Consider the following 26,728-nt stretch of genomic DNA (forward strand, 5'->3'; position numbering starts at 1 on the left):
TTGTCTGATATGCTATCTCCAGCAACTGTCGATGCATTATTATCAGCAATCGATGATAAATCTCAAAAGCCTGATCCGCTTGAAGGGCGGCGAGTACGAACGTATGACTTTAAACGTGCTCTTCGTTTTTCACAGGATCATATTCGGATATTAACAAGAATCCATGAAAACTATGCGCGACTCATGACCACCTACTCATCTGCTCAGCTGCGGTCGATCGTTCAAGCTTCGGTTGCGTCTGTTGATCAAATGTCATTTGAAGAATTTGTGAAGTCTCTTACAGACCAATCGATCTTAAGTCTATTTATCGCAAAGCCGCTTTCAGGTCAAATGGTACTTGAAGTATCACCTGATCTCGCGTTTGCCATGCTTGATAGGATGTTAGGAGGGATGGGGCTTCAGCCAGATAAGCTCTCTCACTTAACAGAAATAGAAACGATGGTGATGGAGCGTATATTCAGTAAGATTCTGGAGAGTTTTCAGGATGCTTGGAATTCGGTTATGAAGCTGAATACAGAATTGAAAGAGCTTGAAGTGAATCCTCACTTTCTTCAAATCGTTTCACCGAACGAGACGGTTGTCACAGTCACCATAAATGTAAGCGTTGGTGATGTGGAAGGGACAGTACGCGTTTGTTTACCACATGTCGTACTTGAGCCGATCATGCCACGACTATCAGCTCATCACTGGCTATCGAATCAAAAGAAAGACCCTGAACCTCAAGAAAGTGAAGCACTGCAAAAGCGGTTGAGGAAGACGGATTTAAACATTATTGCTGAATTAGGGAATTCAGAGGTGACGATTGAAGAGTTTTTGAACCTCGAAATAGGCGATGTGATTCGACTGAACGAAAATGTCTCAGATCCGCTCATCGTAAAAGTAGATGATCAAGAAAAGTTTCAGGGGTACCCTGGAACTTCAAAAGGCCGAATGGCTATCCAAATTACAGAAGTTAAGGAAGAGGAGGACTTGGGCAATGACGGATGATCGCCTTTCACAAGAAGAACTGAACGCTCTTTTCCAGGAAGCTGCTGCGGGCAAGGAAGGATCTACATTACCATTTCAAGCAGTTGAAATTGAAGCAATGAACGAGTTGTTCAGCGTCTCATTAGGAACTCTGTCTACATCGCTTTCTTCTATTTTCATGGAGGAAGTTCGTGTATCTAGTATTCATACAAACGTTCTTACAGATGAGAACATTACGGAACAAGTACCTTTTCCATATGTAGAGGCTGCGACTCGTTATGAAGGAGCTGCTTCAGGCGATTCGGTATTTATGTTAAACCCTCCTGATGCACAGGATATTGCAGATATCTGGGCAGTTGTAAGTGGTGATGAGAATGACGACAATGTCGACAAGAGCTTAACATCAGTTGTGACACACATAATGGAAAGCTTACATAAAGGGTTGAGTATGGCGTCTGGTTCCTCTTTTGGAGGGGCGTTCTTGAACCTGCAAGTTGTATCTGAATGGAGTAATTCTGTTCTAAATCAGAATGAAGACTTAACGATGGTCGACGTTTCATTCGATCTGTCAATAGGTTCAATTATTCAAACAACCGTTCACCATGTGCTACCTGCACCGATTGGCAAACAAATCTCAGAATTGCTCGTAAGTGAAGAAGACCTTCGCCAACCAACAACAGAAGAGGTCGTTGAAGAACCCCCTCTAACAGAACGAGTACAAACAAGCGAATGGAAGGAGCCTGAGCGTTCTTATGATGAACAAGTGAAACAGTCTGAACCAACAAGATCTGAACCAGCAATTCAGAACGTAGAGTTTACTAATTTTAATCAAAAGCAAAACCCGTATTCCGAAGAGCGTAACCTCAATATGCTCCTCGATATTCCCCTTCAAGTTACGGTAGAGCTCGGTCGTACGAAGCGAATCGTCAAAGATATTTTGGAACTATCACATGGTTCAATTCTAGAGCTCGATAAGCTCGCTGGTGAACCTGTCGATATTCTTATTAATCAAAAGCTTATTGCCAAGGGAGAAGTTGTCGTAATCGATGAGAACTTCGGTGTACGTGTGACAGATATATTAAGTGCAGCAGAACGGTTATCAAAGTTGCGGTAAAACAAGGAGTGTTAGAGAGTGAGACAGCGTTACTTAGGCATCATGGCACTCATGCTGCTTCTTAGCTTTTTTGTTACGACACCTCACGTAGAAGCGGTTAACGGTAGCGTAACAGATTGGCTTAAGGAAGAGGGAGAGAAGCCAGCTGAAGAGAAGGAAGAAAAACCACCAGCTAAAGTAGAAACGAAGAACTCAAATATAGTTGTTCTCCTATTGAAGCTTGTATTCTACACGGTTGTCGTCGTTGGACTGATCTACCTTCTAATACGTTTTCTAGCGAAGCGTCAGCAAAAGATGCAGCAGCATTCCATCTTCACCCCTCTTGGAGGTACCCCACTTGGAAACAATAAGTCTGTCCAAATGATAAAAGTGGGCAATTCTGTATATATGCTCGGTGTCGGTGAAGATATCAATCTATTAAAAGAAATTAAGGATGAAGAAGAAATGAAGGTCATCATGGCTCATGCTGAAGAACAGAAGACTGTTCCTTTTCTAAATCGAAAGCAGTCAGAAGACTTGAAGGATATGTTTCAATCCAGCCTTAATCGTCAACGCTCAAGACGATCGAAATGGCAGCAGGAAATGGATGATGACGATCCAGATAAGAGAGATCGTCTATGATGGACTTATTTATCGGCTTAACAGTACCTGGGCTTGATTTTGGGTCGAATAATCCAGAGGATGTCTCAGTAACCGTCCAGATCGTCCTGTTACTCACTGTTCTTTCTATTGCACCCGCTATTCTCGTACTCATGACCTGTTTTACTAGAATCGTAGTCGTACTTTCGTTTGTTAGGTCTGCACTTGCTACACAATCGATGCCGCCTAACCAGGTGTTGATTGGTTTAGCGTTATTTTTGACGTTCTTCGTCATGTCGCCCGTACTATCAGAAATTAATGCGGAAGCGTTACAGCCTTATATGAACGAAGAGATTGGGCAGGAAGAGGCGCTGGATGCTGCAGAAATGCCAATCAAGGAATTTATGGCAGAGCATACGCGTGAAAAAGACTTAGCGCTATTTTATAAGTATGCGAAGCTCGAAAAACCCGAATCGATTGAAGATGTAAGATTAACAGCACTTGTCCCTGCCTTTGCTATATCGGAATTAAAGACAGCATTTCAAATAGGTTTTGTGATATTTATTCCATTTCTTATTATCGATATGGTTGTCGCTTCCACTCTGATGGCGATGGGGATGATGATGTTACCGCCCGTTATGATTTCATTACCTTTTAAAATATTGTTATTTGTGCTCGTCGATGGCTGGTATCTAGTCGTCGAGTCACTTCTATTAAGCTTCTGAGGAGGACGACATGTCACCGGATTTGGTTATTTCGATTGCTGAAGACGCTGTGTACACGGTCATCATTATATCCGCACCACTCTTGCTTATCGCACTAGGTGTCGGTTTGATCGTCAGTGTATTTCAAGCAATGACTCAAATACAAGAGCAGACACTCGCATTCATACCGAAGATCATTGCAGTACTGCTGACCATCGTTCTCTTTGGACCGTGGATGCTAACGATGTTGCTAGATTACACAACGAACCTCTATCAAAACCTCAATAGGTTCATCGGGTAAGGAAATGGAAAGTATTTTAAACGCCCTACCACTATTTTTACTTGTATTCATGAGGGCGACCTCCTTCTTCATCATTGCGCCTGTTTTCTCAACACGAAGCGTACCGGCGCGTTTCAAAGTAAGTCTCGGGTTTTTTATCGCACTTCTCGTAACAGCTGGGGTGGGTTCAGTAGAAAGCATGTCACTAGATTTCGCTTTCTTGCTATTAATAATCAAAGAATTATTTATCGGTCTATCTCTTGGATTTATCGCGACACTCATTCTGTACACGGTTCAGGTTGCTGGCGCATTTATTGATTTCCAAATGGGTTTTGTTATGGCGAATGTAATCGATCCCCAGACGCGTACTCAGGTGCCGATCATCGGTAACTTTAAGTACATGCTCGCTTTGCTATTTCTCGTATCGGTAGATGGTCACCATATGATGCTAGATGGTTTAGTCAAAAGCTATGAGCTTCTTCCTGCAGAAGCGCTTCTCGCACAGGCTGAGAGTCAGACGCTTGCTAGATTTATTGCAGAAGTATTTTCGGGCATGTTCTATTCCGCGTTTCAACTTGCACTACCGATCGTCGCATCCTTATTTCTTGTTGACGTGGCTCTTGGTCTATTAGCCAGAGCGGTTCCGCAAGTTAACATTTTTGTTGTCGGGCTCCCTTTGAAAATCTTTGTAGGCTTTGTTTTGATCCTAGTAACGATACCGACGTTCTTCTTCTTACTTAGAGGAGTGTTTAGAGAAATGATCGATACGATGGGGCAGCTTATTCAAATTCTGGGTGGTTAATGCAATGGGTACATATCGTATGAAAATGAATCTACAGTTTTTTTCTCAAGAAAAGACCGAAAAAGCGACGCCCCAGAAGAAGCAAGATTCTCGTAAGAAGGGTCAAATCGCAAGAAGTGCTGAGATTCCTTCAGCGCTAATGATGATTGGTGTTTTCTTATTCATGTCTTTTATTGGTGGATGGATGGTAGAGAGCCTTCAATCGATGATTCGGGGCAACATCATGAGAATACCAGAATGGGAATTGACCGAAAAAAACCTTGATCTCATGATGAAAGAGAATGTCTGGCAAGCTGCACTCATCGCAGCACCATTGATGGGCATTTCGCTCGTCATGGGGGTGATAGGAAACTATATGCAAGTTGGTTTTCTAGTAGCTACAGATCCTCTAAAAGCAAAGCTTGAAAGAATTAACCCTTTAAAGGGCGCGAAAAGAATATTCTCTGCTCGTACGCTAGTCGAACTCTTGAAATCTTTAATCAAAATAACGTTTATCTCCTCCGTAACCTTCATCGTGCTTTGGAGAAAGAGAGAAGAGATGATGGTGATTTCCCAGATTTCAATGGGAGACGCAATTGGATTAATCGGTTCGTTAATCATTCAAACTGGATTGGCGGTAGCGATTCTACTATTGTTCTTATCCATTCTTGATTACGTTTATCAGAAATATGACTTTGAAAAAAACATCCGGATGTCAAAGCAAGACATTAAGGATGAACATAAAAAGAGTGAGGGTGACCCACTCATTAAATCACGAATTAAAGAAAAGCAGCGGGAGCTAGGGATGAATCGAATGATTTCAGAAATTCCAAAAGCAGATGTGGTCATTACAAACCCAACGCACTTTGCGGTAGCCCTAAGGTATGACCCAGAAGAAATGGATGTACCAACTGTCGTTGCAAAAGGAATGGATTTTGTTGCTCAAAAAATTAAAGAAACAGCGAAAGATCATGATATTGTGATGTCGGAAAATGTCCCCTTAGCACGCGCCCTTTATCATCAAGTGGATATAGGAGAAGGTGTTCCGGAGGATTTATTTAAAGCAGTGGCTGAGGTGCTTGCTTATGTATACAGCATCAAAGGCTATCCGGGAGGAGGAAACTAACCATGAAATTAAGGGATTTTGCAGTTCTTGTATCAGTCATTATGATCGTCATCATGATGGTTATTCCGTTTCCTCCATTGTTATTGGATTTTTTGATCATGATGAATATAAGCCTGGCTTTAACAATTATTCTCGTTGCAATGAATACGAAAGAAGCGTTGCAATTTTCCATTTTTCCATCCCTCTTATTGCTTACAACGCTCTTTAGGTTAGGGCTTAACGTTTCGACGACGCGTTCAATTTTGACAAACAAAACCGGCGGACAGGTAATTGAAACGTTTGGATCATTTGTGGTTGGAGGAAGTGTAGTAATAGGACTCCTTGTTTTCCTTATTCTCGTTATTATTCAATTTATTGTAATTACGAAGGGGTCCGAACGTGTAGCTGAAGTAGCAGCACGTTTTACGCTAGACGCGATGCCAGGTAAGCAAATGAGTATCGACGCAGATTTAAATGCCGGAATGATTTCGGACCATGATGCACGTGAACGTCGTCAGAAGATTGAACGTGAAGCAGACTTCTATGGTGCGATGGACGGTGCAAGTAAGTTTGTAAAAGGAGATGCAATCGCAGGAATCGTCATTACGCTGATCAATATTATTGGGGGACTCATCATCGGAATGGTCGTTCACGGAATGCCTGTAGGAGATGCGGCGACTACGTTTACGCTTTTATCGATAGGCGATGGTCTTGTGAGTCAAATACCTGCACTATTGATTTCGACTGCTACAGGTATCGTCGTAACTCGAGCTGCGTCAGACGGAAACCTTGGAACGGATATTACAGGACAAATCTTTGCTTACCCGAAATTGTTGTACATAGTTGGAGCAGTTGTTGCGCTTCTTGGTATCGCAACGCCAATCAATCCGCTATTAACATTTCCAATCGCAGGTTTGCTTATCTATTCTGGTTGGATGATGCAGAAGACTCTTGATACTACAGCAGAAGAAGTAGAAACGGCTGCTGGCGATGAAGAAGCAGAAGAAATGAAAAGTCCTGAGAGCGTTACTGGCCTTCTTCATGTTGATCCGATTGAATTTGAGTTCGGATATGGGCTGATTCCGCTCGCAGATCAAAAGCAGGGCGGCGATTTGCTTGACCGAGTCATCATGATACGTCGTCAAATCGCACTAGAACTAGGAATCGTGGTGCCTGTCATCCGAATCCGTGACAACATACAGCTACAGCCTAATGAATATGTTGTCAAAATCAAAGGCAACCGCGTTGCTGGAGGAGAGCTTTTACTAAATCAGTATCTTGCTATGAGTAGCGGAGTGGAAGATGAAACTGTTACTGGTATCGAAACGGTAGAACCTGCTTTTGGACTTCCAGCACTCTGGGTGACTGAAGAAATGAAGGATCGAGCAGAGCTTTCAGGTTATACCATCGTTGACCCACCATCGGTCGTATCAACTCATTTAACAGAAGTGATCAAAAAACACGCCCATGAGCTATTGAGTCGCCAGGAAGTTAAGAACCTTCTAGAAAATGTGAGAGAAACATCACCTGCAGTTCTAGAGGAGCTCATACCGAATGTTCTCACAATCGGTGACGTTCAAAAAGTTCTGATGAGGTTACTAAAAGAGAAAGTTTCAATCAGGTCACTCGATATGATTCTTGAATCACTTGCTGATAATGGAATTCGAACAAAGGACACGGATGTGTTGGCAGAATACGCGAGACAAACGTTATCACGACAGATTACGGCTCAAATCGCAGCTCCTGGTGAAGCGGTCAAAGTACTGACAGCTGGTGCAAGACTTGAGAAGCGCTTTGCAGAGTCAGTGCAGCAATCTGATCAAGGTAGCTATCTAGCGCTTGATCCAGAAACGTCCCAGACCATCTACCAGGAAGTATTGCAACAAGTAAACCGACTCCAGCAATCTGGGATTCAGCCGATTTTACTTACCTCTCCTGCCATTCGAATGTATATAAGACAATTTCTCGAGCGATATATGCCTGACTTAACAATTCTATCTTATAGTGAATTAGAACCTGATGTTGAAGTCCAGAGTGTAGGGGTGATTAATCTGCCATGAAAATAAAACGATATACGGTAAACCATCTGAGAGAAGCTATGCCGATGATTCGAAAGGATCTTGGTAAAGACGCCGTCATTTTAAATACGAAAAAGATAAAAGTTGGAGGGTTTCTCGGTTTTTTTCAGAAGACCAAGCTCGAAGTCCTCGCTGTATTAGATGAAGATAAAGCCGCAAAGGAAAAGAAGGATGAGTTTGCGACGCTGCTCGAATCAGAGAAGAAGCGACGAGAACAAGCGCCTAAACCTAAAGCGGAAGAGGTTCCACAACCCGAACCACAGTCGATTCAAGAGGAAGAGAAACATGTTATTGGCGAATTAAAGTCCATGAAAGAAATGATGATGCAGATGATGGAAACAGAAAGGTTACCCGTGCATTTGAAACCGGTCAACACCTTTTTGGAAGATCATGAATTCTCTAAATCGATTCGTTCATCCATCATGGCAGACTTACTCATGAAAGCGAAGCTATCTCCTGGGTTTTCTAGAGAAGATGCTTTCATCTGGATGAGACAGGGGTTGCAAAAGCGCACACAAGAATACCCAGACATGGCTACACCTTCTAAGAAAATACGCTGTTTTGTTGGTCCGACTGGTGTAGGGAAAACGACGACGATCGCTAAACTTGCTGGAGATATCATCCTAAATGAACGAAAGTCAGTAGGGTTGATTACGTCAGATACGTATCGAATTGCTGCAGTTGATCAGCTGCGCACGTATGCGGATATCCTAGGAATTCCTTTAGAAGTCGTTCAATCACCTGATGACCTTTCATATGCGATCGGAAAACTTTCGGAATGTGACACGATTTTAATGGATACAGCAGGACGGAATTACCAGCAATACAAGTATATTTCACAACTTGAAGAACTTGTTTCAAAGAACGATATCGCCATCAGTCTCGTTCTCAGCCTGACTCACCGATATAACGATTTAAAAGTAATCACAGATAATTTTCAGAGCGTAGGTGTGACAGAAGTCATTTTGACGAAGATGGATGAAACGAAAGCCCGAGGACCGATCTTCAACTTAATGGAAGAGTATAAGATTCCGGTGACCCTCATTACGAATGGTCAAAACGTGCCGGATGATATGGTGAGGACTACCCAATGCCCCCCTGTGGATCTAGTAATGGAGGATAAGATGTATGACAGATCAAGCTAACAAATTAAGAGAGAAGATCACTAGTCGTGCAGAGTCCCATCGTGAACGAAAGACGAAGGTTATCGCAGTAACGAGCGGTAAAGGCGGCGTCGGAAAGTCCAATATTTGTTTAAATTTAGCTTTAAGTATGGAAGCACTCGATAAAAAAGTGATGATCCTTGACTTGGATATAGGTATGGCGAACGTTGATGTCCTGATGGGTGTTACGCCAAAAGAAACATTGGTATCTATGCTTAAAGAAAGGCTCTCACTTGAAGACGTACTCGAAACAGGTGTGAAGGGACTTACTTTTATTGCTGGCGGTAATGGAATAGGTACTGTTTTTTCAATGACTGATGATCAACTTCACCACTTCTTCAATGAGTTTAGTAGTCTACAAGGCAAAGTCGATTACATCATTTTAGATACGGGTGCAGGCCTTACTCCTGAAAGCATGAGATTTCTTCAATCTGCAGACGACATCTTTATCGTACTCAATCCAGAACCTCCATCGATTACGGATGCTTATGCAGTATTAAAAGCACTCCACACGAAGAATGCTAACCTACCAGTCAAGCTAATCGTCAATCGTACTATCAACGATCAAGAGGGAGAACAGGCTTCAGCTAACTTTTTGCGAGCTTCTGAACAACTTCTGAATAAACCGATCGAGGTGCTTGGGTATATTCCAGATGATGACGCAGTAAGGAAAGCCGTTATGAACCAAACACCATTTCTTTTGCAGTACCCGCGTTCAAAAGCTTCTGAAGCAATCAATCAAATCGCAAGAGCTTACCTTGAACTTCCTACCCAATACAAGCTAGGAGTGAAAGGGTTCCTTATGAAAACATTGTTTCATAAATAAATGGAAGACATAATCAGGTGGTGAATCCCATGAAATCCAAAATGGACCAACAGACAATTGAATATTGGAAAGCATGGAAAAATGAGAAAAACGAAGAAGCCGGTAACTATCTAGTTTCCTTCTATCGACCACTTGTTGATTATGCTGTGAAACGTTATGTGGCTACATTACCTTCCTCTGTTCATCCGGATGATATTAGTAGTTTTGCTTTCAATGGTTTGCTAGATGCGATCGATAAGTTTGAGCTAGAACGTGACCTTAAATTCGAAACCTATGCGAATTGGCGAATCAAAGGTGCGATCATCGATGGATTGAGACAGAATGACTGGGTACCGCGATCTGTGAGAGATAAAGCGCGCAAGATCGAGGAAGCGTATGCGCTGTTAGAACAAGAGCATCAAAAGTCTTGTACAGATGAAGAAGTAGCAAATCACCTTGGAATGACGGCAGCAGAAGTTCAACAAACGATGCAGGATGCCTCTCTTTCAATCATGATTTCAGTTGATGAGCCGGTTTATGAAGAAGATCAACAGCAAATCGAACGGTATAATGTCATTGAGAATGAACGTGCTGACCTCCCAGAAAAGCATATCCATGAGCATTTTATTAAAGAAATCCTGACGGAAACCATCGATCGCCTGCCAGAAAAAGAAAAACTAGTTATTTCGCTCGTTTATTTTGAAGAGCTTACCTTAACTGAAATTGCGAGAATTCTTAAGCTGTCTACAAGTCGAGTCTCACAACTTCATTCAAAAGCATTAATGCGTATGAAGGGTGCTCTTCGAGCGAATAAAGAACATGTCCAATCCATGTAATCGGAGTGAATTGAATGATAATCTTCATTTTTATCAGCATAGCCTTACATCTGGTTAGCTTTTTGTGTATCGTACTTCTATTTCTCAAGCAGTCCAAAGGATCCAATCTAAAAGAAGAGGTTAGAGAAAGTATGCAATCCTATATCGAACAGCTTGAGCATGAAAATGATCAATTGATCGATCGCGTGAAAACACTTGTTGAAAAGCGAGAGAGTAAGATTGATTTACGACTGCGAATTCTTGAGCAATCTAGAGACAAGGTGGTACCAGAGGAAGATGTGCCACCACGGGAGCCACCAAAAGAGGTTCAGCAATATCCGAAACCTGGATCGGTCGTTCTTCAGCACCCTTCTGTAAGAAATGATCGAAAGCAGCAAGCTCTCAAGTTATACAAAGAAGGTTTTACGATAAATGAGATCGCAAAGTTCCTAAACTGTGGAGTCGGAGAGGTCGAACTTATTGTAACGATTCATGGAAGGTCTCAACAGCTATGAAAATCCAACAATCAAGTCAACTAATGCTTGATTCAGTAAAGAAAGACACAACGAAACTATCGTCTCGAAACACATTCAACAATGTGATGAATGAGGCTGCAAAAGAGTTGAAAGGCTCGGCACTTCAAAGGCTACTTCATCAAATCGAAGACCAAGGAAAGCTGCTAGGAAAAGAAAAAACGCTTCAAAACTTAACAGCATACAAACGTTTAGTAAAGAACTTTCTTGAAGAAGCAGTAGGTCAAGGTTTATCACTATCCGAAAAGAACAGCACCGATCCGAATGGTCGAAATCGAACATATAAACTAGTTGAAACGGTTGAAGAAAAGCTTGTAGAGCTTCAAGAGGAAATTCTAGAAAAAGAAAAGTCCGGTGTGCGCGTTCTCTCGCTTGTGGGTGAGGTTAAGGGACTGCTAGTGGATTTACTATTATAGGTCATTTGTACTAGGGGAAAATAGGAAGTTTTTGCTCATGTGGGAACGCATGAGTTTTTCTATAATAAAAACAAGAACATACGTTCTAATTGATGGTTGTGATTTTTGGAAGAATGGATACTTTCTATCTTACACAAAGAGAAGGGAGAGGTGAGGATGATGCAAAGATGTCCATATTCTATGATAAAGGGTGCTCATGGTGAGCTCATGAAAAACCCCCTTTTCCGATCTTTCATTGAAGGTGAGGAGAACTGGAGATGTTACATCGAAGTTCGTGAAGAACAGAGGGCGGACAGACTTCAAAGGTTAAACAAGCTTTTTCATATGTATTATGCAGAAATTCGATTTATTGCTTATTTATCAAGCTTGATTCATTATACGGCGATTAATTTCGATCGAAAACACAGATTAAACAACATGAGGTATCCACTAACGCTCGATCAACCTGTGAAAGAGAACGGGGACTCCTGGATCGATCTAGTTGCTGGGGAACCGCTTCATTCTACTGCAAAGGATGTTGAGCAACAGTTCCTATCCTTCCCTCTGTATCGGGCGTATAAAAGGCTGACAGATAAACAGAAAGAAGTGTTAGCTCTTTTTTATAGTGAAGGCGCTACTGATACAGAGATAGCAATTGATGGTGGAGTGTCTCAGCAGGCTGTAAGCAGACGAAGAAAACGTGCATTGACGAAATTAAGAGATGTGGTAAAGGAGGGGAGCGAATGAACATCACAAATATTATTAATACGATGATCGGTGATTTAGGTTTTCCAATCGTTGTGTCGCTGTATTTACTCATTCGACTGGAGAGAAAAGTTGAAAATTTATCTAATGTGATTGCTCAACAGGAATCTGATAAGAAGGGATAACTATGGAAAGCAGACTATATAACCTTTTACAACGTGCTAAGAAACAAGATGAGGAAGCGATCTCGCTTATCCTACAAACATTTGAGAAGAAAATCGAAGCAGAATTAAGACAAACATCATATGAAGAGAGAGACGACTTGCGACAAGACTTGTTCGTGAAGGTATACGAAGCGATTGGCAAATACAAGATTGACGAGGTGCCTGACTTTGAAGAGTTTGTGATAAATCTAGAAAAAGGGAAGAGTGGGAGTGGTGAATGATGTATGAACTTTTATGAAAATGATTGTAGCTTTAATCGCTTTTAGCTATGATGAAGATGGAAGTAACAATACGGAGGGTTTATTATGAAAATCTTTTTAATAATTGGTGCGATCAATGCTTGTCTTGCTGTTGGTCTAGGTGCCTTTGGCGCACATGGGTTAGAAGGACGTTTATCAGAAAGAATGCTGGAAACGTTCAAAACGGGCGTTCAGTATCATATGTATCATGCTCTCGGATTGATCGGTATTGCACTTGCTGCTGACAAGCTGCAATCAGCAGGACTTATCAATTGGGCTGGGTGGCTGATGTTTGCTGGCATTATCCTCTTCTCAGGAAGCCTTTATGTGCTGAGCTTGAGTGGTATTAAAATTCTTGGAGCGATTACCCCACTAGGAGGCTTAGCTTTTATCATTGCTTGGATTCTTCTTGCAGTGGCTGCATTAAAATTGTAATAGAAAACCGGCCTAGGTTAGGCCGGTTTTTGATTTATCTTGGGGAATATGAGGTCATTTGTTGGAGAGGGTAGTTATATTCAAGCTCTTCATCGAACGTAATATAGTCCAAGTAGACCATTAATAAAATATAGCGTTTCCCTGTCTGCGGATCAGAAAGAATAATATGATCTCTTCCAGCGGCTTCAATAATTCCTTTGAATACCTTCGCATTCCACTTTTCGTTGTTTTCAAACGTCATATAGATTGTCGCGACTTTTCCAAGGTTTAAACGAAGAATATTTTCTATATACGATTGCTCGACTGCCAACTGAGCTGGAAAGCCTTGACCTTGTGTCATGGCACCCTGTACTTGTTGACCTTGCGCAGGGTATCCTGATGGATATGATTGCTGCCCCATTTGTTGTCCCTGACCGTTTTGCCCCATTCCATTTTGTCCTTGCTGCGGCATCTGTCCATACCCGCCGCCCCCGTTGTTCCATAGATTATTCTTCATCGTAACCCTCCTTAAGCGTTCCCTTAGCCTTAGTAAACCTCTGAGCACTCACTTTCGGTAGGTTGATAAAAGCAATGCGCTTTAAACCTTCCAGCATTCCATTGATCGTACCATTGAGCAGGGCAGGTTCCCGATGGTTTAAAGAACCACAGTGCATTACTTGCTGGGTGGTATCGAATGCCTTTGATCGTCTTTCGAGCAAGTCGTTTTTCCTTTTCTCTAGCTCGTTGATAAAAATAGCCTTTTTGAGTCGCTTCGAATCCTCCTGGATTTTGATAAACCATGTTCGTAATAGAGTTGATGTTCTTAAAATCGAGACATGTCACCTTTACTCGATTGACACCGACATTTCCTACCATCAGCATACCTAGTTCACCCTCACCCTCTGCCTCAGCACGCATTAAGCGAGCTAAGAGGGCGACATCAGAGTCATTCGTTTGAATTACGGCCAAAAGCCCACCTCTTCTCAGGTTTCACAATGATCATTTGCAGGATGAAAGAAAAATGCCATGGCCCTTCGTAACTCATTGTATGTTTAATACGGGAGGTTATGACTTTTTGTGAATGAAGAAAGAAGTGAGGAATATGCACATAGAAAAAAGCCATTGAAAACGTACGTTTTCAATGGCTTTTCCACATCCTATTACACGTATAAGAATTGAGGGAGACGTTCTTTAGGAAGGTGAGTTCCAACAAAGAAGCTTCCGAATTCACCAAAGCGTGCACTCACTTCATCAAATCTCATTTCATAAACAAGTTTTTTGAACTGAAGCACATCATCAGCGAATAGTGTAACGCCCCATTCCCAATCGTCGAAACCGACTGAACCGGTAATGATTTGTTTTACTTTCCCAGCGTAGCTTCGACCGATAAGTCCATGGCTACGCATCATGTCACGACGCTCATCCATTGATAGCATGTACCAATTATCGTTTCCTTCACGTTTCTTGTTCATTGGGTAGAAGCAAACATATGGTGCTTCAGAAAGCTCTGGTTTCAAGCGTGCCTGAATACGAGGGTCGTTATCAGGGTCACTGTCTTTGCCAGCCATATAGTTACTTAACTCGACAACGGATACATATGAATATGCTGGAATTGTATATTCTGCAAGTGTCGTTTTATTAAACGCATTTTCGATCTCATTGAGTTGTTCCATTGTAGGGCGAAGGAGCATCAACATAAAGTCTGCTTTTTGACCCACGATGGAGTAAAGCGCGTGACTTCCTTCTTTGTGATTTGCTGTTACTTCCCACTTTTCTAGGAAAGTTAAGAATTCGTTAATCGCATTGTCACGTTCTTCGCTAGATAGCTGCTTCCATGCAGTCCAATCCATCAAACGGAAATCATGCAGGCAATACCAGCCATCAAGAGTTTCTGCTGCTTGGTTCATATATGATTCACTCCTTATTAATTATCCAATCAATCTCCACCTTCTACTATACCAATACTTGTCCTTGTTTGAAAGCGATTGGGAGGAGGAGCGTTTGAAGGAAGTCTAACGCTTTTCTTGTATTCGTTTATTAAGGATGAACCCATAAATCAGGTTCATTAATTTATAAAGCTTACTATTATTCATAAAGGAAAGTCATGCATGAAATTTGAAATCGAGGCCGACTCCTATGCTAACGATTTCTATAGTGTGATATACGTGGTAGGAGTGTCGTGAGGTGGTTACAAGTATCATTGTTTATTCGTCAGAAAAATAGAACTTTTAAATGGAAGGGTTTACAAATAGGGATTTATTTTTGTTTTTCATGAAAAAAGAGTATTGTAGGGGTGGAAATCAAATTAATGAGGTGAATACAATGAGTGATCTTTTTACAACCATGAAAGATACCGTAAAAAAAGGAAATCCGACAATTGTTTTTCCAGAAGGTACAGATGAACGCGTTCTTGTGGCGGCAAATCGTCTTGCGCAGGATGGCATTTTAAAACCAATCGTTATTGGCGGAGAAGAAGCAGTGAAAGACAAAGCATCTACATTAGATGTTGAACTTCACAGTGACTTACAAATTATTGATCCAGCTTCTTATTCAGAAATGAATGCTCTTGTTGAGTCTTTCGTAGAACGTCGTAAAGGGAAAGCTACTGCAGAGCAAGCACAAGAAATTCTTCTTGATGTGAATTACTTTGGTACGATGCTTGTTCATACAGGAAAAGCTGATGGTCTTGTGAGTGGCGCTGCACACTCTACTGGGGATACAGTACGTCCGGCTCTCCAAATTATCAAAACAAAAGAAGGCATCAAAAAGACTTCAGGTGCTTTCGTGATGGTAAAAGGCGATCAGAAATATGTGTTTGCTGACTGTGCGATTAACATTGCACCAGATAGTAACGACCTTGCTGAAATTGCCGTTTCTGGTGCAGAAACAGCTAAGATGTTTGGAATCGATCCGAAAGTAGCGATGCTAAGCTTCTCTACAAAAGGTTCCGCTGTTTCTCCTGAAACAGAAAAAGTAATGGAAGCAACACGTATTGCAAAAGAAAAAGCACCTGATCTTGTCATCGACGGTGAGTTCCAATTCGATGCTGCATTCGTACCAGAAGTAGCAAAGAAAAAAGCACCTGAATCTCCACTTGAAGGACAGGCGAATGTATTTGTATTCCCAGGTCTTGAAGCAGGAAACATCGGGTACAAAATGGTTCAACGCCTTGGTGGTTTCGAAGCAGTTGGACCGGTCTTGCAAGGTCTAAACAAGCCTGTAAACGATCTTTCAAGAGGTTGCAGTGAAGAAGATGTGTACAAGCTAGCGCTAATTACAGCGATGCAAAGTCTATAAGTTTCGTTACAGACTGTCGACACGAGTTCGGCAGTCTTTTTTTTTGTTTCATTTCACGGTAGGATCGAGGAGAGATGGCCTTTATCTCGCATAAAGTGAAATAATTGCGGGTATACCACTAATCTCACGCGATATAAAAAGCACCCGAAACGGATTTCGGGTGCTTTTAACAACTATTTATAAAGTGCTTTCTCATTTCGTGTGAAAACACGTTGATAATTGTAATCGTACAGAGATAACTCAGGAATCGAAAGGTGTTGAGTCGTCAATGACCCTGCGTATTTATTCAGCGTTTTAAGTGACCTCATCATTACATCACGAACCGATAAATCTTCTCCAATCAATTCGCTTAATGAAGCCATCGTTTCTGGAACAATTGCTGGATAACTAAACTTAGTTTCTTCTCCATGTAAGGAACGCTCGTAAAACTCCTTGATCAGTTCTGCACGCTCTGAACCACTGCCGTCCACACAAAGATAAACCTGAACCGCAACGCCTCCACGAAGACGCCTTTGAGAGATTCCGGCAAACTTCTGGCCATTTATGCTTAAATCATAGCGGCCAGGACAATAAGAGCCAACAATTTCACGGTCTTCGATAACAACACCATACGGGCTAAGGATTTCCTGCACGAAATCGACCATAGATTCATACCCTTTGTCGATGCCAACCTCTTGCTCTTTTTCAGAAAATACTAGTGATAGATTTAAAACACCATCATCAAGAACAACGGCTAGACCACCTGAATTTCTAACAATGACCCGATAGCCTTGTTGTTTTAAGTATTCGATTCCTCTTTCAACGTGGGGAAGACGAGTGTCTTGTATGCCAAGTACAATCGTATCGTGATGAACCCAAGAGCGCATAACCGGTGAAGATTCGCCACTCCCTGTTGAGTTGCATAGCGTATCATCCATCGCAAAAGATTGTAGTGCGTCGAAAGAAGGTCCAAGAGTTGATTGATCTATTATTCGCCATTCTGGCTGGTAAAGTACTGAGTCATTCGCCATAGCTATTTCCTTTCTGTTACAAATCATCTGTTGTTATTATAGCACGAAAAAATACTCACCTTCAGAATACATATTGCGACAATATTTCCCGGGAGATGACATATTATTACGTTTAGGGCTAGTGACAGTAGTGGAATATAGGTACTAGATAAATATGGGAGGTGAGGGGGCGCCACGAGCCACAAATAGGCTAGGAGGAGGGACTTATAAGTTTACAAACTGTGGTCTGAAAATAAGTTGCGCTAAAAACAGTGGTTTGTTTCCACTTTATAAAATTTATGGAAACTACATCTTTCATTCCGCCTAATACCATAGCTCCTCAGCGCTGGAAAGTACGGGGAAAATATCTCGTACTTTTTTCTTAGTTTTAGTGATTTTTTGCCTTTAAAACCTTTATTTTATAGGTGAAGTTGTAAACTTACTAAGTTAAGATAATTTTGCGAGAATTGTCTAAAATGCTATAATAATATTCGCGTGTTTACTAGTTAGCGAGAAAGAGAGCAAGCAAGATAGAAACAAAACAAAGTGTAAGTGCTTTCATAAAAACAAGACAGCAAACGAATGACTTGCATATAAACCATTCATGAGAGGGGTAATGTCCATGAAGCTAACGGTTAAGATAGTTGCCGGTTTAGTATTGGGTATTTTAGTTGGTGTAGTTTTTAATTTATTTGCACCAGGTGCGTTTGGACCTGTTGATCAGTATGTTCTTGGTCCCATCGGACAAATCTTTTTAAATTTAATTAAAATGCTAGTTGTACCGATTGTGTTCTTCTCAATCGTAGTAGGTACAGCCGGAATTAGTGACCCGAAGAAGTTGGGTCGTATGGGAGGAAAAACAGTAGGCTTTTTCCTAGTAACGACGACCATCGCTATTTCAATCGCTATGGCACTTGCTTATCTAATCAAACCTGGTGTGGAAGGTTCATTCTCCGGCCAGAGTGATTTTAAAGCGGAGGAAGCACCTCCTGTAATGGATACTATTCTGAACATTATTCCAACGAATCCTGTTCAGGCTTTAACTGAAGGAAACATGCTTCAAATCATTGCTTTTGCTATTTTCATAGGTTTTGCACTTGCTGTTCTTGGTGACAAAACGAAAGCACTGCGAGACCTTATGGAACAAGGTAACGATGTCATGATGTATCTAGTGAAAATCATTATGGAAACTGCTCCATACGGAGCTTTCGCTTTGATCGCCTCTGCTGTCGGTGGTCAGGGTAAAGAAGCACTTCAATCCATGGGTATGTACTTTGTTGTCGTACTGGCTGCACTGTTTATTCATGCACTCGTCACATATAGTAGTGCTATTTATTTGCTGGGTAAAGAGAATCCACTTAAATTCTATAAAGCTTTTTCTCCAGCGATGGCTGTTGCGTTCAGTACCTCATCAAGTAGTGGTACTCTTCCGGTCTCAATGAAAACAGCTCAAGAAAACTTGAAGATTCCAAAACAAATTAGTAGTTTTGTTCAGCCTCTAGGGGCAACGATTAATATGGACGGAACTGCGATTATGCAAGGTGTTGCAACAGTATTTATTGCACAGATTACTGGTGTTGATCTGACCTTCACTCAGCTTATTATCGTAGTTGTAACAGCTACTCTGGCAAGTATCGGTACAGCCGGTGTTCCTGGTGTAGGACTCATCATGCTTGCGATGGTTCTGAAACAAGTTGGTCTTCCTGTTGAGCCAATTGGCTTAATTCTTGCTGTGGACCGCTTGCTCGATATGACGCGTACTGCAGTTAATATCACAGGGGATGCTGCTTGTGCTCTTTATGTAACAAAATCAGAGGAAAAGAGAAATGAGGCTGCACCGTCTACTGCCGGTGATTTCAAAGGATAATACGTAACGATAAAATCGTACTCATAACTCTTAGAAACCTTCTACAATCCGTCCTTCTGACGGGGTGTGGAAGGTTTCTTTTTGGCATAATCTGAGCTATAATAGGGGGATGAAATTGACGGAAGGAGTCCAATGCTGAAATGCTCGAACGATTAAACGAAGAAAAAGTTTTTAAAGATCCAGTTCATCGCTATATCCATGTTCGCTACCGTTTAATCTGGGAGCTAATTGGAACGAAGGAGTTTCAACGTCTTCGCCGGGTTAGACAGTTAGGAACGACATATTTAACGTTTCACGGTGCTGAACATAGTCGCTTCAGTCACTCACTCGGTGTTTATGAGATCGTTAGAAGGATTAATGAAATCTTCTCTCAATATGACAGTTGGAACGAAGAAAATAGATTATTAAGCATGTGTGCTGCGCTTCTGCACGATGTTGGACATGGTCCGTTTTCCCATTCGTTCGAGAAAGTATTTGGATTCGATCATGAGGATTTTACGCGCATGGTCATTTTGGGTGATACAGAAATTAATCAAATCCTTCGTAAAGTAAGCGATCGTTTTCCTGAAGAAGTTGCTGATGTCATTGCCAAAACGCATGACAACAAACTTGTAGTTTCTCTCATATCTAGCCAAATCGACGCAGATCGAATGGATTATTTATTGCGTGATGCTTATTTCACAGGCGTGAGCTATGGGCAGTTTGATATTGAACGTATTCTGCGGGTTATGAGACCAGGTGATGACCAAATTGTCATAAAGCAAAGCGGTATGCATGCTGTAGAAGACTATATTATGAGTCGTTACCAGATGTATTGGCAAATCTATTTCCACCCTGTAACGAGAAGTGCGGAAGTCATTTTAAGCAAGATTTTGCATCGAGCAAAGAAGCTTTATCTCGAAGGGTATTCCTTTAAGCATGAACCGAAACATTTTCATTCTCTTTTTAATGAAAATATCAGCCTTGAAGACTTTTTAAAGCTTGATGAATCTGTTGTGATGTTCTATTTTCAGATTTGGCAAGAAGAGGATGACCCGATCCTTCGCGATCTTTGCGAACGTTTTATGAACCGACGTTTGTTTAAGTATGTAGAATTCAATCCAATGGAAAAAATGAATGATTGGAGAGAACTATACGATTCGTTTAAGGAAGCTGGGATCGATCCGGATTACTATTTGGAAGTAGATTCTTCCTCGGATCTTCCATATGATTTCTATCGCCCTGGAGAAGAGGAAGAAAGACTTCCTATTCATCTTCTTAAACCAGGTGGAGATCTACGAGAACTTTCTCGTGAATCTGAAGTTGTCGAAGCCATCTCAGGCAAGAAGCGAACAGATCACAAGCTCTATTATCCCGCAGATATTATTCTGCAGGGGAACTCAAAAGCCACTCGTCGTATTAGGTCATTGCTTCAATTAGATTAATCTGTTCAAAAAGAAACCTGCACATGATGGCGTGCGCTTCCTATGCAGGTCAAATGATATTAGATATAGAAAGCTTTTTGGACAACCTGTAAAAAGAAAAATGGGGAGGGGTACAGGTTGCTAGAAGATCATGCGAAAGTCATCACTGTATTAAAAGAAGCGGGAGAAGTTACCGGACGGAAAAAACTTCAGAAAATCATATACATTTGTAAGAAGTTACAGTTTCCATTTAACGAGAAGTACCAATTTCATTTTTATGGTCCGTATTCTGAGGAACTGACGCTTCGAGTTGAAGAGCTTTGCAACCTTGGCCTTGTCGCAGAAGTGAAGGAAAGCAAAGGGAACTACTACCAATATAAGTACTCCGTAACGGATCAAGGAACTGAATTTCTAGGACATTACAATCTCGATTTTCCATCTTTAAATGAGTGTATCTTTAAAATGAATGAAGAAAGCTCACGTTTTCTTGAGCTTGTTTCCACTGTATTGTTTTTTGATAAGCTTACGAAAGATGAAGTGATTGAGAAGATTCAGACGATTAAACGAAAGCAAAATTATTCGAGTGATGAGATCGAAGAGGCATACGCCTTCATCAATGGTCTTAACAGCTTGCTTCAATAGAATACTAGTTCAATAGAAAAAGGTGCGCGAAGTAGATTCGGCACCTTTTTCGTCTAACCTTTTAGAGGGATTTTTTTCGATAGGGTCGTTTGGAGCTTGCTGAAATTAATTTTTGTGAGAATATATCCGTTTACAATCAAGAGTCCTATCATAAGTAGAGAAAAGACCAAAGTGCTTAGATATGGAAGAATCAGTTGCAGTACACCGGGTATTGAATCTGCTAGTAGGAAAACAATCGAAAAGGATGCTAGTACATGAAAGGTAATTCCAGCTGCTAGCCCCACACTTTCCCTGCTTTCTAATAGAGAAGGCATCCAACCAATCGCTAGTATAGAATAAGTAATAAGAGCAAGGAACAAGGTTAATGTCCCCAAGACGAGGTTATGCTGAAAATTACCAACTGCTAATAGCACTATGTAAATGAGAGTGGATACAATACCTATTCCAGCACCGATCGATGCTGGCGAATACAAGCGTTCCTTCATCATTAATCTCCACCTTTTTATTACAATTATTTCGAACATATTACAATCAATACCCTATTGAAGATTAGTATAATCGTTCAGGTACATAAGATTTTGCAGAAAAATGTCGAGGCTAGTAAGAAATTTTGTCGATTGATAAAAAAGGTTCGAAAGACTCATATAGGAGAAAAGGAGTGTTCAAAATGGATAGAATCAATACCGCTATCGTTGGGTTCGGATTTTCTGGAGCAACGTTCCACGCGCCTGTGATGAAAGCAGTGAAAGGTTTACATATTACGACGGTGGTTTCATCGAACCCAGAGAAGGTAAAGTGCGCTCTTCCTGACGTAGACGTTCACTCAACTATCGAAGAAGTGTTGAATAATGAAGAAATAGCGCTAGTTGTCATTACAACTCCAAATGAATTTCATTTCCCTATGGCTAAAAAAGCGCTGGAGGCAGGAAAGCATGTTGTTCTTGAAAAACCTTTTGCGGTAGATGTTTCTGAGTGTGAAACGCTTATCAATGTGGCAGAAGAGAATGGGTGTATCTTGAGTGTTTATCATAACAGGCGTTTTGATAATGATTTTCTCACGATCAAGGAACTGGTAGAAGAGAACATTCTAGGTGATGTGTGCACATATGAAGCGCATTATGATCGCTATCGTGCTGAAGTACGAGAGCGATGGAGAGAACAAGATAAGAAGGGCTCGGGTATACTATTTGATCTGGGCTCACACTTGATCGATCAAGCCTTGTCTCTTTTTGGAGAGCCAGACAGTGTAATGGCAGACGTGATTGCACAGCGTGAAGGTGCAAAGACTGATGATTATTTCCACCTTATTTTGAAGTACGGAAACAAAAGGGTCATTTTGCATGGAGGATCACTTGTGCAGAAGCCTGGGCCACGCTATCAAGTTCACGGGATGGAAGGTTCGTTCGTGAAGTGGGGGATCGATCCTCAAGAGGATGCTTTGAAGAACGGTCGAATACCAGGTGGACCTGGATGGGGGGAAGATGCCGATCGTGATTATGGAATTCTTACTTCAGGAAGTGAAGAGAGCAGAATCCCCACTATTCCAGGAGCCTATCAGGAATATTATGAAAGAATCGTCAGATCGATCAAAGAAGGTGACGCTGCACCAGTAACGGCTCAGCAAGCGCTGAACGTAATCAAATGTATCGAACTAGCATTGGAAAGTAGTGCTAACAACCGCACAGTTGAATGGATGTAAAAAGAACGAGGTGGCTAATTGAGCTACCTCGTTCTTTGCGATTGTTATTCTTTACCCGTTACTTGAATAATAGAATCAGCCCATTTAAGAGCCTCGATATAGCTGTTTTGAAGAGCTTCACTAGTGATTGTGAACGTATTGAGGTGGGAGGATAGCTCTTGCCAATCGTTCCGTTCCACAGCTTTAATCATATTCAGCAAGTGATGATAGTCTGTTTGTCGAACGTTCGTTAAGGTTTGTTTAATCGTATCGTCTATTGGTAGCTCATCAAGAACTTCTTCCATAGGTCGCTGCAAAATCGTATCGAGTAAAGAAAACATACCTACTAGAGAAGCTTGATGCGGATTCACATTTACTTTCTTTGCTAGTAGCTCTGCTAATTTTGCACGTGAAAGAGAGAGGTGGAGAATCCCGGAGGACTGATCAGAATCCTTCGTGAACATGAGAATTAGAATCCACTTTTTCACCTCAGCTAGTCCTAAAAATACGATCGCCTGTCTAACATTGCTTACTTTAACTTGGAGGCCGAGTGAGTTGATCAAACGTAATAACTTATAAGAAAGGGCAACGTCTTTTTCAGCCAGCGTAGCTACAGCATCAATATCAGGCACCGGCTTATTGATTTCGTTCAACATTTGAATATATAGTTGCGGCATTGGTTTAAGGTCTTTTGTAGAAAGGATTGATGGCTTACAGAAAAAATAACCTTGAAACAGTTCGAATCCAAGGGATTTGGCCTCCTCAAACTCTTCTAACGTTTCTACCTTTTCAGCTAGAAACTGTATTGGACGGTGACGGTATCGATCCATGATTTCGATTCGTTTTTCTTTCGATGTGCCAAGGAAATCAACTTTGATGATATCGATCACGTGTAAAATCTTTTCGTAATTTCCAAAATCGGTGAAGTCATCGATTGCAATGTTGTAGCCTTCCTCTTTAAAGGTTTCACATTTCTTTATGACTTCCGCGGTTATTTCAATATCTTCTAGTAACTCGATGATAATAGAATCAGGTGAAAATAGCTTAGGCGTTTCGTCAAGAATCAAATCTTTCGTGAAATTAATAAAACATTTTTTGTGGTCAGACAATTTATCTAGTCCAAACGCTAAATAGGAATTAGAAATGACTTCTGCCGTAGCTTGGTTACCGTCTAATCCGTCAAAAGAATTGAGGTTTCCGGTTCTATGCAATAATTCGTAACCAAACAGCTGCTTGTCGACTGTTAAAATCGGCTGACGCCCGATAAATACGTCCACTGTATACCTCCAGTAGGAAATTAATTACGTTAGTCTTAAAATTATTATAGTGGAATTTATAGGTAATTGGAAACGTTATTTAATTCAAAGAAAAGACCTACTCAAGTAGAAGCAGGTCTTTTGATTAAGCATGTGGTAGAAATGCTAGTTGATAGAAGAAGAGCACTGCGAATAAGTATAGCAGCGGATGAACCTCGCGCCCTTTTCCTTTTACTAATTTTAGAACGGGATATGTGATGAAACCTAGTGCAATTCCAGTTGCGATGCTTGATGTGAGTGGCATCGTTAAGATGATTAGGAATGCCGGGAACGCTTCATCGAATTCATGCCATTCGATTTTACCAACAGCGCTGATCATTAAGCTTCCGACGATGATTAGCGTTGGAGCTGTAATCGCTGAAAGTCCTGATACTGCACCAACTAGTGGACCGAAGAAAGCTGCGGCGATGAATAGTACTGCGACTACAACGGATGTTAAACCAGTACGGCCACCAGATGCGACACCAGAAGATGATTCGATATACGCACTTGTTGGACTTGTACCGAAAATAGCTCCGACTGTCGTCCCAATTGAATCTGCAAGTAATGCCTGACGAGCTCGTGGCATTTTCTTTCCTTTCATCAACCCAGCCTGCTCTGCTACACCTACCATCGTACCGGTAGTATCAAATAGTGTAACGAGTAAGAAGGAGAAGACCACTGCATATAAACCATATTCGATCATGTCTTTAAATGCTTGAAGGGGACTGCCGAATACAAAAAGATCAGGAGAAGAAGGTGAACCGACGATCCCTTCTTTGAATTCAAGCTGCCCTGTTAATATAGCGATAATCGCTGTGGCGATCATGCCAAAGAATAAAGCGCCATGTATATTTCGTGCCATCAAAATGAGCGTGATGATTAGACCTCCAAGAGCTAGTAAAACTTCTGGAGAATGAAGGTTACCGAGTGTGACAAGGTTTTCCTTATCAGCAACGATGATTCCTGTCATACGGAGTCCGATGAACGCTATGAATAAACCGATACCTGCTGTGATACCAAGTTTTAAATTTGTAGGAATAGCCTCGATCAACTTTTCACGGAACGGCGTTAGTGAAAGAATGATGAAAAGAAGTCCAGCAATGAATACAGCTCCGAATGCTACCTGATAGGAAACGCCTGGTTGGCTGCCTACAACAGAGAAAGCAAAGTAGGCATTCAAGCCCATACCAGGAGCGATCGCAATCGGATAATTAGCAAACAGCCCCATCCAAAGCGTACCAACAACTGCTGAGATGATGGTTGCCATAAAAACTGTATCGAATGGTACGCCAGTTGAGGAAAGAATAATAGGATTTACAATAACGATATATACCATCGTTAAGAACGTGGTGATACCGGCTAGAAATTCAGTTTTAACGCTTGTTCCATTTTCTTTTAGATGGAAAAAGGAGTTTAACATACAATACCTCCTGTAAATACGAACGATTTTTAAACACAATCTCTATATTATTCGTAAAAGCGATTTTTAGCAAGGGTAAATTAGTAATTTTCTCTTTAATATCAGCATAGGGGCTACTGGATGAATACACTATTGTGTGTATGATAAAATAGTAGCGGAGAATAATGAATAAAGGAGGTCGTTCAACTTGGCAAAAGAGGAAGAAAAGAAGCCTAAGAAAAAGCCTTCAACAGGCTTTAATATTTTGAGTGGTGATTCCACAGATGGCCATGGAGGATATGGTGTTGGAACCATTAATCTTGATAACGTATCACCGGTGATTATCGACCCAACGACAGACGAAGTATATGTAGATATCGGTGCCCTGCATGCAAGAAGTGCACTTGAAAAGCGTAAGAAGCTAGTCAAAACAAAAGAAGAAGTTCCTGATGGTCATACGGCATGGATCGTTTGGGTAACCCTTCAACGAACAGAAGAGGGTCCTCTTTATTATGGGGTAGGAGCTTGTGAATTCTTCTTAAATGCTGAGGCGAAACGGGCTTGGAAGAGTATGCCTGAGCATGTTAACAACATGGATAAGTCTATGAAGGGCCGAGTAGTTGTCGACCACATGGATGATAAGTCTAGAGAGATGCTTCGAAACTACTTGATCGACTTCGATAAGAATGTTTACGATCGCTCCAGTGATGAATTAAAGGAAGCGCTTGAGAACTAATTTATGACCTTTTTTTGAACAAATTTTGAAATCTCTTGAGCTTTCATTGAAGTAGGATTAAAATTATTTTACACAGCACATATAGCTAGGACGCGAAACGGCTCGGGGATACGTCTCCGGGCTGTTTTGTTTCGAAATGGTATACTTATCCTAAACATTAGTTAGGAGTGGTCGACATGTGGAAGCAGTTTCCCCGTGAGAAAAAACAGGAGCTTATCGAGCGCATTCAAACGTACTTCTATAATGAACGTGACGAAGAAATCGGTGAGCTTGCTGCAGAAAACTTTCTTCATTTCATCATGTCTGAAATGGGCCCATCCTTTTACAACGCAGGAGTGAAGGATGCTATTGGAATGACAGAACAAAAGTGGATCAGCATCGAACAAGATTTGGATTCATTGATCAAGCCTGACCCAGAAGTGAAGAGATGATATGAAGAGGACGCCATTTAAGGCGTCCTCAGTTTGTAGAGCAACCTTAACCTGTGCTCCCGAGGCCGTAGGAGTTTGAATACCGCTT

31 protein-coding genes are annotated in these 26,728 nt (G+C 41.3%); 24 read left to right on the plus strand and 7 right to left on the minus strand.

Translation table 11 applies throughout. The annotated features are described in order from the left end of the window. The first annotated feature begins 9 nt into the window (after positions 1–9). The 17 genes from fliM (at position 10) to SJY16_RS01840 (ending at position 12,921) form a co-directional block, all read left to right on the plus strand. Entirely contained in the window at positions 10–987 is a 978-nt protein-coding gene (gene fliM, locus SJY16_RS01760; protein WP_377892017.1) for a flagellar motor switch protein FliM, read from the plus strand. Beyond that, entirely contained in the window at positions 977–2,080 is a 1,104-nt protein-coding gene (gene fliY, locus SJY16_RS01765; protein ID WP_377887349.1) for a flagellar motor switch phosphatase FliY, read from the plus strand. The genes fliM and fliY overlap by 11 nt, the downstream gene beginning before the upstream one ends. A gap of 18 nt (positions 2,081–2,098) precedes the next feature. Beyond that, positions 2,099–2,701: a flagellar biosynthetic protein FliO gene (locus SJY16_RS01770; RefSeq protein WP_377887350.1), complete on the plus strand. Its 603-nt coding sequence runs from the start codon at positions 2,099–2,101 to the stop codon at positions 2,699–2,701. Then, positions 2,701–3,384 carry a flagellar type III secretion system pore protein FliP gene (gene fliP, locus SJY16_RS01775; protein ID WP_377892019.1) on the plus strand — a complete coding sequence of 228 codons (684 nt, stop codon included), beginning with the start codon at positions 2,701–2,703 and terminating at the stop codon, positions 3,382–3,384. Before SJY16_RS01770 ends, fliP begins: the two co-directional genes overlap by 1 nt. Before the next feature lie 10 nt (positions 3,385–3,394). Beyond that, on the plus strand, positions 3,395–3,664 hold the full coding sequence (gene fliQ / locus SJY16_RS01780) for a flagellar biosynthesis protein FliQ (protein WP_377887351.1): 270 nt from the start codon (positions 3,395–3,397) through the stop codon (positions 3,662–3,664). A 4-nt stretch (positions 3,665–3,668) separates the two neighbouring features. Continuing rightward, positions 3,669–4,445, plus strand: a complete 777-nt coding sequence (gene fliR, locus SJY16_RS01785; RefSeq protein WP_377887352.1) for a flagellar biosynthetic protein FliR — start codon at positions 3,669–3,671, stop codon at positions 4,443–4,445. Positions 4,446–4,449: 4 nt separating this feature from the next. Beyond that, positions 4,450–5,550, plus strand: coding sequence for a flagellar biosynthesis protein FlhB (gene flhB, locus SJY16_RS01790; protein ID WP_377887353.1), 1,101 nt, complete (start codon positions 4,450–4,452; stop codon positions 5,548–5,550). A gap of 2 nt (positions 5,551–5,552) precedes the next feature. Further along, complete coding sequence (gene flhA, locus SJY16_RS01795) at positions 5,553–7,589, plus strand: flagellar biosynthesis protein FlhA (protein WP_377887354.1); 2,037 nt, start codon at positions 5,553–5,555, stop codon at positions 7,587–7,589. Next, positions 7,586–8,752 carry a flagellar biosynthesis GTPase FlhF gene (flhF, locus tag SJY16_RS01800; RefSeq protein WP_377887355.1) on the plus strand — a complete coding sequence of 389 codons (1,167 nt, stop codon included), beginning with the start codon at positions 7,586–7,588 and terminating at the stop codon, positions 8,750–8,752. The genes flhA and flhF overlap by 4 nt, the downstream gene beginning before the upstream one ends. Further along, a complete protein-coding gene (locus SJY16_RS01805) occupies positions 8,736–9,596 on the plus strand; it encodes a MinD/ParA family protein (RefSeq protein WP_377887356.1) in 861 nt (286 codons plus the stop codon). The genes flhF and SJY16_RS01805 overlap by 17 nt, the downstream gene beginning before the upstream one ends. Positions 9,597–9,625: 29 nt before the next feature. Continuing rightward, entirely contained in the window at positions 9,626–10,411 is a 786-nt protein-coding gene (locus SJY16_RS01810) for a FliA/WhiG family RNA polymerase sigma factor (protein ID WP_377887358.1), read from the plus strand. A 14-nt stretch (positions 10,412–10,425) separates the two neighbouring features. Then, on the plus strand, positions 10,426–10,905 hold the full coding sequence (locus tag SJY16_RS01815; RefSeq protein WP_377887359.1) for a helix-turn-helix domain-containing protein: 480 nt from the start codon (positions 10,426–10,428) through the stop codon (positions 10,903–10,905). Further along, positions 10,902–11,339 (plus strand): YaaR family protein, encoded by a 438-nt coding sequence (locus SJY16_RS01820; protein ID WP_377887360.1) that lies wholly within the window; start codon positions 10,902–10,904, stop codon positions 11,337–11,339. Before SJY16_RS01815 ends, SJY16_RS01820 begins: the two co-directional genes overlap by 4 nt. Before the next feature lie 156 nt (positions 11,340–11,495). Further along, complete coding sequence (locus tag SJY16_RS01825) at positions 11,496–12,065, plus strand: sigma-70 family RNA polymerase sigma factor (RefSeq protein WP_377887361.1); 570 nt, start codon at positions 11,496–11,498, stop codon at positions 12,063–12,065. Next, positions 12,062–12,208 (plus strand): YvrJ family protein, encoded by a 147-nt coding sequence (locus tag SJY16_RS01830; RefSeq protein ID WP_377887362.1) that lies wholly within the window; start codon positions 12,062–12,064, stop codon positions 12,206–12,208. The genes SJY16_RS01825 and SJY16_RS01830 overlap by 4 nt, the downstream gene beginning before the upstream one ends. Before the next feature lie 2 nt (positions 12,209–12,210). After that, positions 12,211–12,468, plus strand: coding sequence for a helix-turn-helix domain-containing protein (locus SJY16_RS01835; RefSeq protein ID WP_377887363.1), 258 nt, complete (start codon positions 12,211–12,213; stop codon positions 12,466–12,468). An 84-nt stretch (positions 12,469–12,552) separates the two neighbouring features. Then, positions 12,553–12,921: a DUF423 domain-containing protein gene (locus SJY16_RS01840; RefSeq protein ID WP_377887364.1), complete on the plus strand. Its 369-nt coding sequence runs from the start codon at positions 12,553–12,555 to the stop codon at positions 12,919–12,921. A gap of 34 nt (positions 12,922–12,955) precedes the next feature. Here SJY16_RS01840 and gerQ read toward each other — a convergent pair whose 3' ends face one another. The 3 genes from gerQ to hemQ all read right to left on the minus strand — a co-directional run bounded on the left by gerQ (position 12,956) and on the right by hemQ (position 14,807). Then, positions 12,956–13,417, minus strand: coding sequence for a spore coat protein GerQ (gerQ, locus tag SJY16_RS01845; RefSeq protein WP_377887365.1), 462 nt, complete (start codon positions 13,415–13,417; stop codon positions 12,956–12,958). A 29-nt stretch (positions 13,418–13,446) separates the two neighbouring features. Further along, positions 13,447–13,869 (minus strand): cell wall hydrolase, encoded by a 423-nt coding sequence (locus tag SJY16_RS01850; protein WP_377887366.1) that lies wholly within the window; start codon positions 13,867–13,869, stop codon positions 13,447–13,449. A gap of 191 nt (positions 13,870–14,060) precedes the next feature. Continuing rightward, positions 14,061–14,807: a hydrogen peroxide-dependent heme synthase gene (gene hemQ, locus SJY16_RS01855; RefSeq protein WP_377887367.1), complete on the minus strand. Its 747-nt coding sequence runs from the start codon at positions 14,805–14,807 to the stop codon at positions 14,061–14,063. Between the two features lie 415 nt (positions 14,808–15,222). On the opposite strand from hemQ, the gene pta reads away from it, so the two are divergent. Next, entirely contained in the window at positions 15,223–16,197 is a 975-nt protein-coding gene (gene pta, locus SJY16_RS01860; RefSeq protein WP_377887368.1) for a phosphate acetyltransferase, read from the plus strand. Positions 16,198–16,370: 173 nt separating this feature from the next. Here the strand turns inward: pta and lipL are convergent, their stop codons facing one another. Then, on the minus strand, positions 16,371–17,207 hold the full coding sequence (gene lipL, locus SJY16_RS01865) for an octanoyl-[GcvH]:protein N-octanoyltransferase (RefSeq protein WP_377887369.1): 837 nt from the start codon (positions 17,205–17,207) through the stop codon (positions 16,371–16,373). A 601-nt stretch (positions 17,208–17,808) separates the two neighbouring features. On the opposite strand from lipL, the gene SJY16_RS01870 reads away from it, so the two are divergent. The 3 genes from SJY16_RS01870 to SJY16_RS01880 all read left to right on the plus strand — a co-directional run bounded on the left by SJY16_RS01870 (position 17,809) and on the right by SJY16_RS01880 (position 21,098). Further along, positions 17,809–19,053 (plus strand): dicarboxylate/amino acid:cation symporter, encoded by a 1,245-nt coding sequence (locus SJY16_RS01870; protein ID WP_377887371.1) that lies wholly within the window; start codon positions 17,809–17,811, stop codon positions 19,051–19,053. A gap of 140 nt (positions 19,054–19,193) precedes the next feature. Next, entirely contained in the window at positions 19,194–20,477 is a 1,284-nt protein-coding gene (locus SJY16_RS01875; protein WP_377887372.1) for an HD domain-containing protein, read from the plus strand. A 117-nt stretch (positions 20,478–20,594) separates the two neighbouring features. Then, positions 20,595–21,098: a YwgA family protein gene (locus SJY16_RS01880; RefSeq protein ID WP_377887373.1), complete on the plus strand. Its 504-nt coding sequence runs from the start codon at positions 20,595–20,597 to the stop codon at positions 21,096–21,098. A 53-nt stretch (positions 21,099–21,151) separates the two neighbouring features. Here SJY16_RS01880 and SJY16_RS01885 read toward each other — a convergent pair whose 3' ends face one another. Further along, positions 21,152–21,586 carry a hypothetical protein gene (locus SJY16_RS01885; RefSeq protein WP_377887374.1) on the minus strand — a complete coding sequence of 145 codons (435 nt, stop codon included), beginning with the start codon at positions 21,584–21,586 and terminating at the stop codon, positions 21,152–21,154. A gap of 179 nt (positions 21,587–21,765) precedes the next feature. Between SJY16_RS01885 and SJY16_RS01890 the strand changes: the two genes are divergently transcribed. Next, positions 21,766–22,797 (plus strand): oxidoreductase, encoded by a 1,032-nt coding sequence (locus SJY16_RS01890; RefSeq protein ID WP_377887375.1) that lies wholly within the window; start codon positions 21,766–21,768, stop codon positions 22,795–22,797. A 44-nt stretch (positions 22,798–22,841) separates the two neighbouring features. Here the strand turns inward: SJY16_RS01890 and SJY16_RS01895 are convergent, their stop codons facing one another. Together SJY16_RS01895 and SJY16_RS01900 are read right to left on the minus strand one after the other, a co-directional pair. Further along, on the minus strand, positions 22,842–24,053 hold the full coding sequence (locus SJY16_RS01895; RefSeq protein WP_377887376.1) for an EAL and HDOD domain-containing protein: 1,212 nt from the start codon (positions 24,051–24,053) through the stop codon (positions 22,842–22,844). A 124-nt stretch (positions 24,054–24,177) separates the two neighbouring features. After that, positions 24,178–25,494, minus strand: coding sequence for an NCS2 family permease (locus SJY16_RS01900; RefSeq protein ID WP_377887377.1), 1,317 nt, complete (start codon positions 25,492–25,494; stop codon positions 24,178–24,180). 187 nt (positions 25,495–25,681) lie between these two features. Here SJY16_RS01900 and SJY16_RS01905 point away from each other — a divergent pair, with 187 nt between their 5' ends. Further along, complete coding sequence (locus SJY16_RS01905; RefSeq protein WP_377887378.1) at positions 25,682–26,209, plus strand: YwhD family protein; 528 nt, start codon at positions 25,682–25,684, stop codon at positions 26,207–26,209. Positions 26,210–26,385: 176 nt separating this feature from the next. Continuing rightward, positions 26,386–26,640 carry a DUF2164 domain-containing protein gene (locus tag SJY16_RS01910; protein ID WP_377887379.1) on the plus strand — a complete coding sequence of 85 codons (255 nt, stop codon included), beginning with the start codon at positions 26,386–26,388 and terminating at the stop codon, positions 26,638–26,640. Positions 26,641–26,728: the final 88 nt, after the last annotated feature.

This window comes from Alkalihalobacillus sp. R86527, from assembly GCF_042466185.1.
Taxonomy (GTDB): domain Bacteria; phylum Bacillota; class Bacilli; order Bacillales; family Guptibacillaceae; genus Guptibacillus.

Bases quoted from the DNA above. Each gene is read 5' to 3' on its own strand.
- gerQ (WP_377887365.1), bottom strand. From the start codon at position 13,417: ATGAAGAATAATCTATGGAACAACGGGGGCGGCGGGTATGGACAGATG.
- SJY16_RS01840 (WP_377887364.1), top strand. From the start codon at position 12,553: ATGAAAATCTTTTTAATAATTGGTGCGATCAATGCTTGTCTTGCTGTT.
- SJY16_RS01885 (WP_377887374.1), bottom strand. From the start codon at position 21,586: ATGATGAAGGAACGCTTGTATTCGCCAGCATCGATCGGTGCTGGAATA.
- flhA (WP_377887354.1), top strand. From the start codon at position 5,553: ATGAAATTAAGGGATTTTGCAGTTCTTGTATCAGTCATTATGATCGTC.
- fliM (WP_377892017.1), top strand. From the start codon at position 10: ATGCTATCTCCAGCAACTGTCGATGCATTATTATCAGCAATCGATGAT.
- SJY16_RS01830 (WP_377887362.1), top strand. From the start codon at position 12,062: ATGAACATCACAAATATTATTAATACGATGATCGGTGATTTAGGTTTT.
- SJY16_RS01810 (WP_377887358.1), top strand. From the start codon at position 9,626: ATGAAATCCAAAATGGACCAACAGACAATTGAATATTGGAAAGCATGG.
- SJY16_RS01815 (WP_377887359.1), top strand. From the start codon at position 10,426: ATGATAATCTTCATTTTTATCAGCATAGCCTTACATCTGGTTAGCTTT.
- SJY16_RS01910 (WP_377887379.1), top strand. From the start codon at position 26,386: ATGTGGAAGCAGTTTCCCCGTGAGAAAAAACAGGAGCTTATCGAGCGC.
- flhB (WP_377887353.1), top strand. From the start codon at position 4,450: ATGGGTACATATCGTATGAAAATGAATCTACAGTTTTTTTCTCAAGAA.
- SJY16_RS01890 (WP_377887375.1), top strand. From the start codon at position 21,766: ATGGATAGAATCAATACCGCTATCGTTGGGTTCGGATTTTCTGGAGCA.
- fliP (WP_377892019.1), top strand. From the start codon at position 2,701: ATGGACTTATTTATCGGCTTAACAGTACCTGGGCTTGATTTTGGGTCG.
- fliR (WP_377887352.1), top strand. From the start codon at position 3,669: ATGGAAAGTATTTTAAACGCCCTACCACTATTTTTACTTGTATTCATG.
- SJY16_RS01825 (WP_377887361.1), top strand. From the start codon at position 11,496: ATGATGCAAAGATGTCCATATTCTATGATAAAGGGTGCTCATGGTGAG.
- lipL (WP_377887369.1), bottom strand. From the start codon at position 17,207: ATGGCGAATGACTCAGTACTTTACCAGCCAGAATGGCGAATAATAGAT.
- fliQ (WP_377887351.1), top strand. From the start codon at position 3,395: ATGTCACCGGATTTGGTTATTTCGATTGCTGAAGACGCTGTGTACACG.
- SJY16_RS01870 (WP_377887371.1), top strand. From the start codon at position 17,809: ATGAAGCTAACGGTTAAGATAGTTGCCGGTTTAGTATTGGGTATTTTA.
- SJY16_RS01900 (WP_377887377.1), bottom strand. From the start codon at position 25,494: ATGTTAAACTCCTTTTTCCATCTAAAAGAAAATGGAACAAGCGTTAAA.
- fliY (WP_377887349.1), top strand. From the start codon at position 977: ATGACGGATGATCGCCTTTCACAAGAAGAACTGAACGCTCTTTTCCAG.
- pta (WP_377887368.1), top strand. From the start codon at position 15,223: ATGAGTGATCTTTTTACAACCATGAAAGATACCGTAAAAAAAGGAAAT.
- SJY16_RS01835 (WP_377887363.1), top strand. From the start codon at position 12,211: ATGGAAAGCAGACTATATAACCTTTTACAACGTGCTAAGAAACAAGAT.
- SJY16_RS01805 (WP_377887356.1), top strand. From the start codon at position 8,736: ATGACAGATCAAGCTAACAAATTAAGAGAGAAGATCACTAGTCGTGCA.
- SJY16_RS01820 (WP_377887360.1), top strand. From the start codon at position 10,902: ATGAAAATCCAACAATCAAGTCAACTAATGCTTGATTCAGTAAAGAAA.
- hemQ (WP_377887367.1), bottom strand. From the start codon at position 14,807: ATGAACCAAGCAGCAGAAACTCTTGATGGCTGGTATTGCCTGCATGAT.
- flhF (WP_377887355.1), top strand. From the start codon at position 7,586: ATGAAAATAAAACGATATACGGTAAACCATCTGAGAGAAGCTATGCCG.
- SJY16_RS01875 (WP_377887372.1), top strand. From the start codon at position 19,194: ATGCTCGAACGATTAAACGAAGAAAAAGTTTTTAAAGATCCAGTTCAT.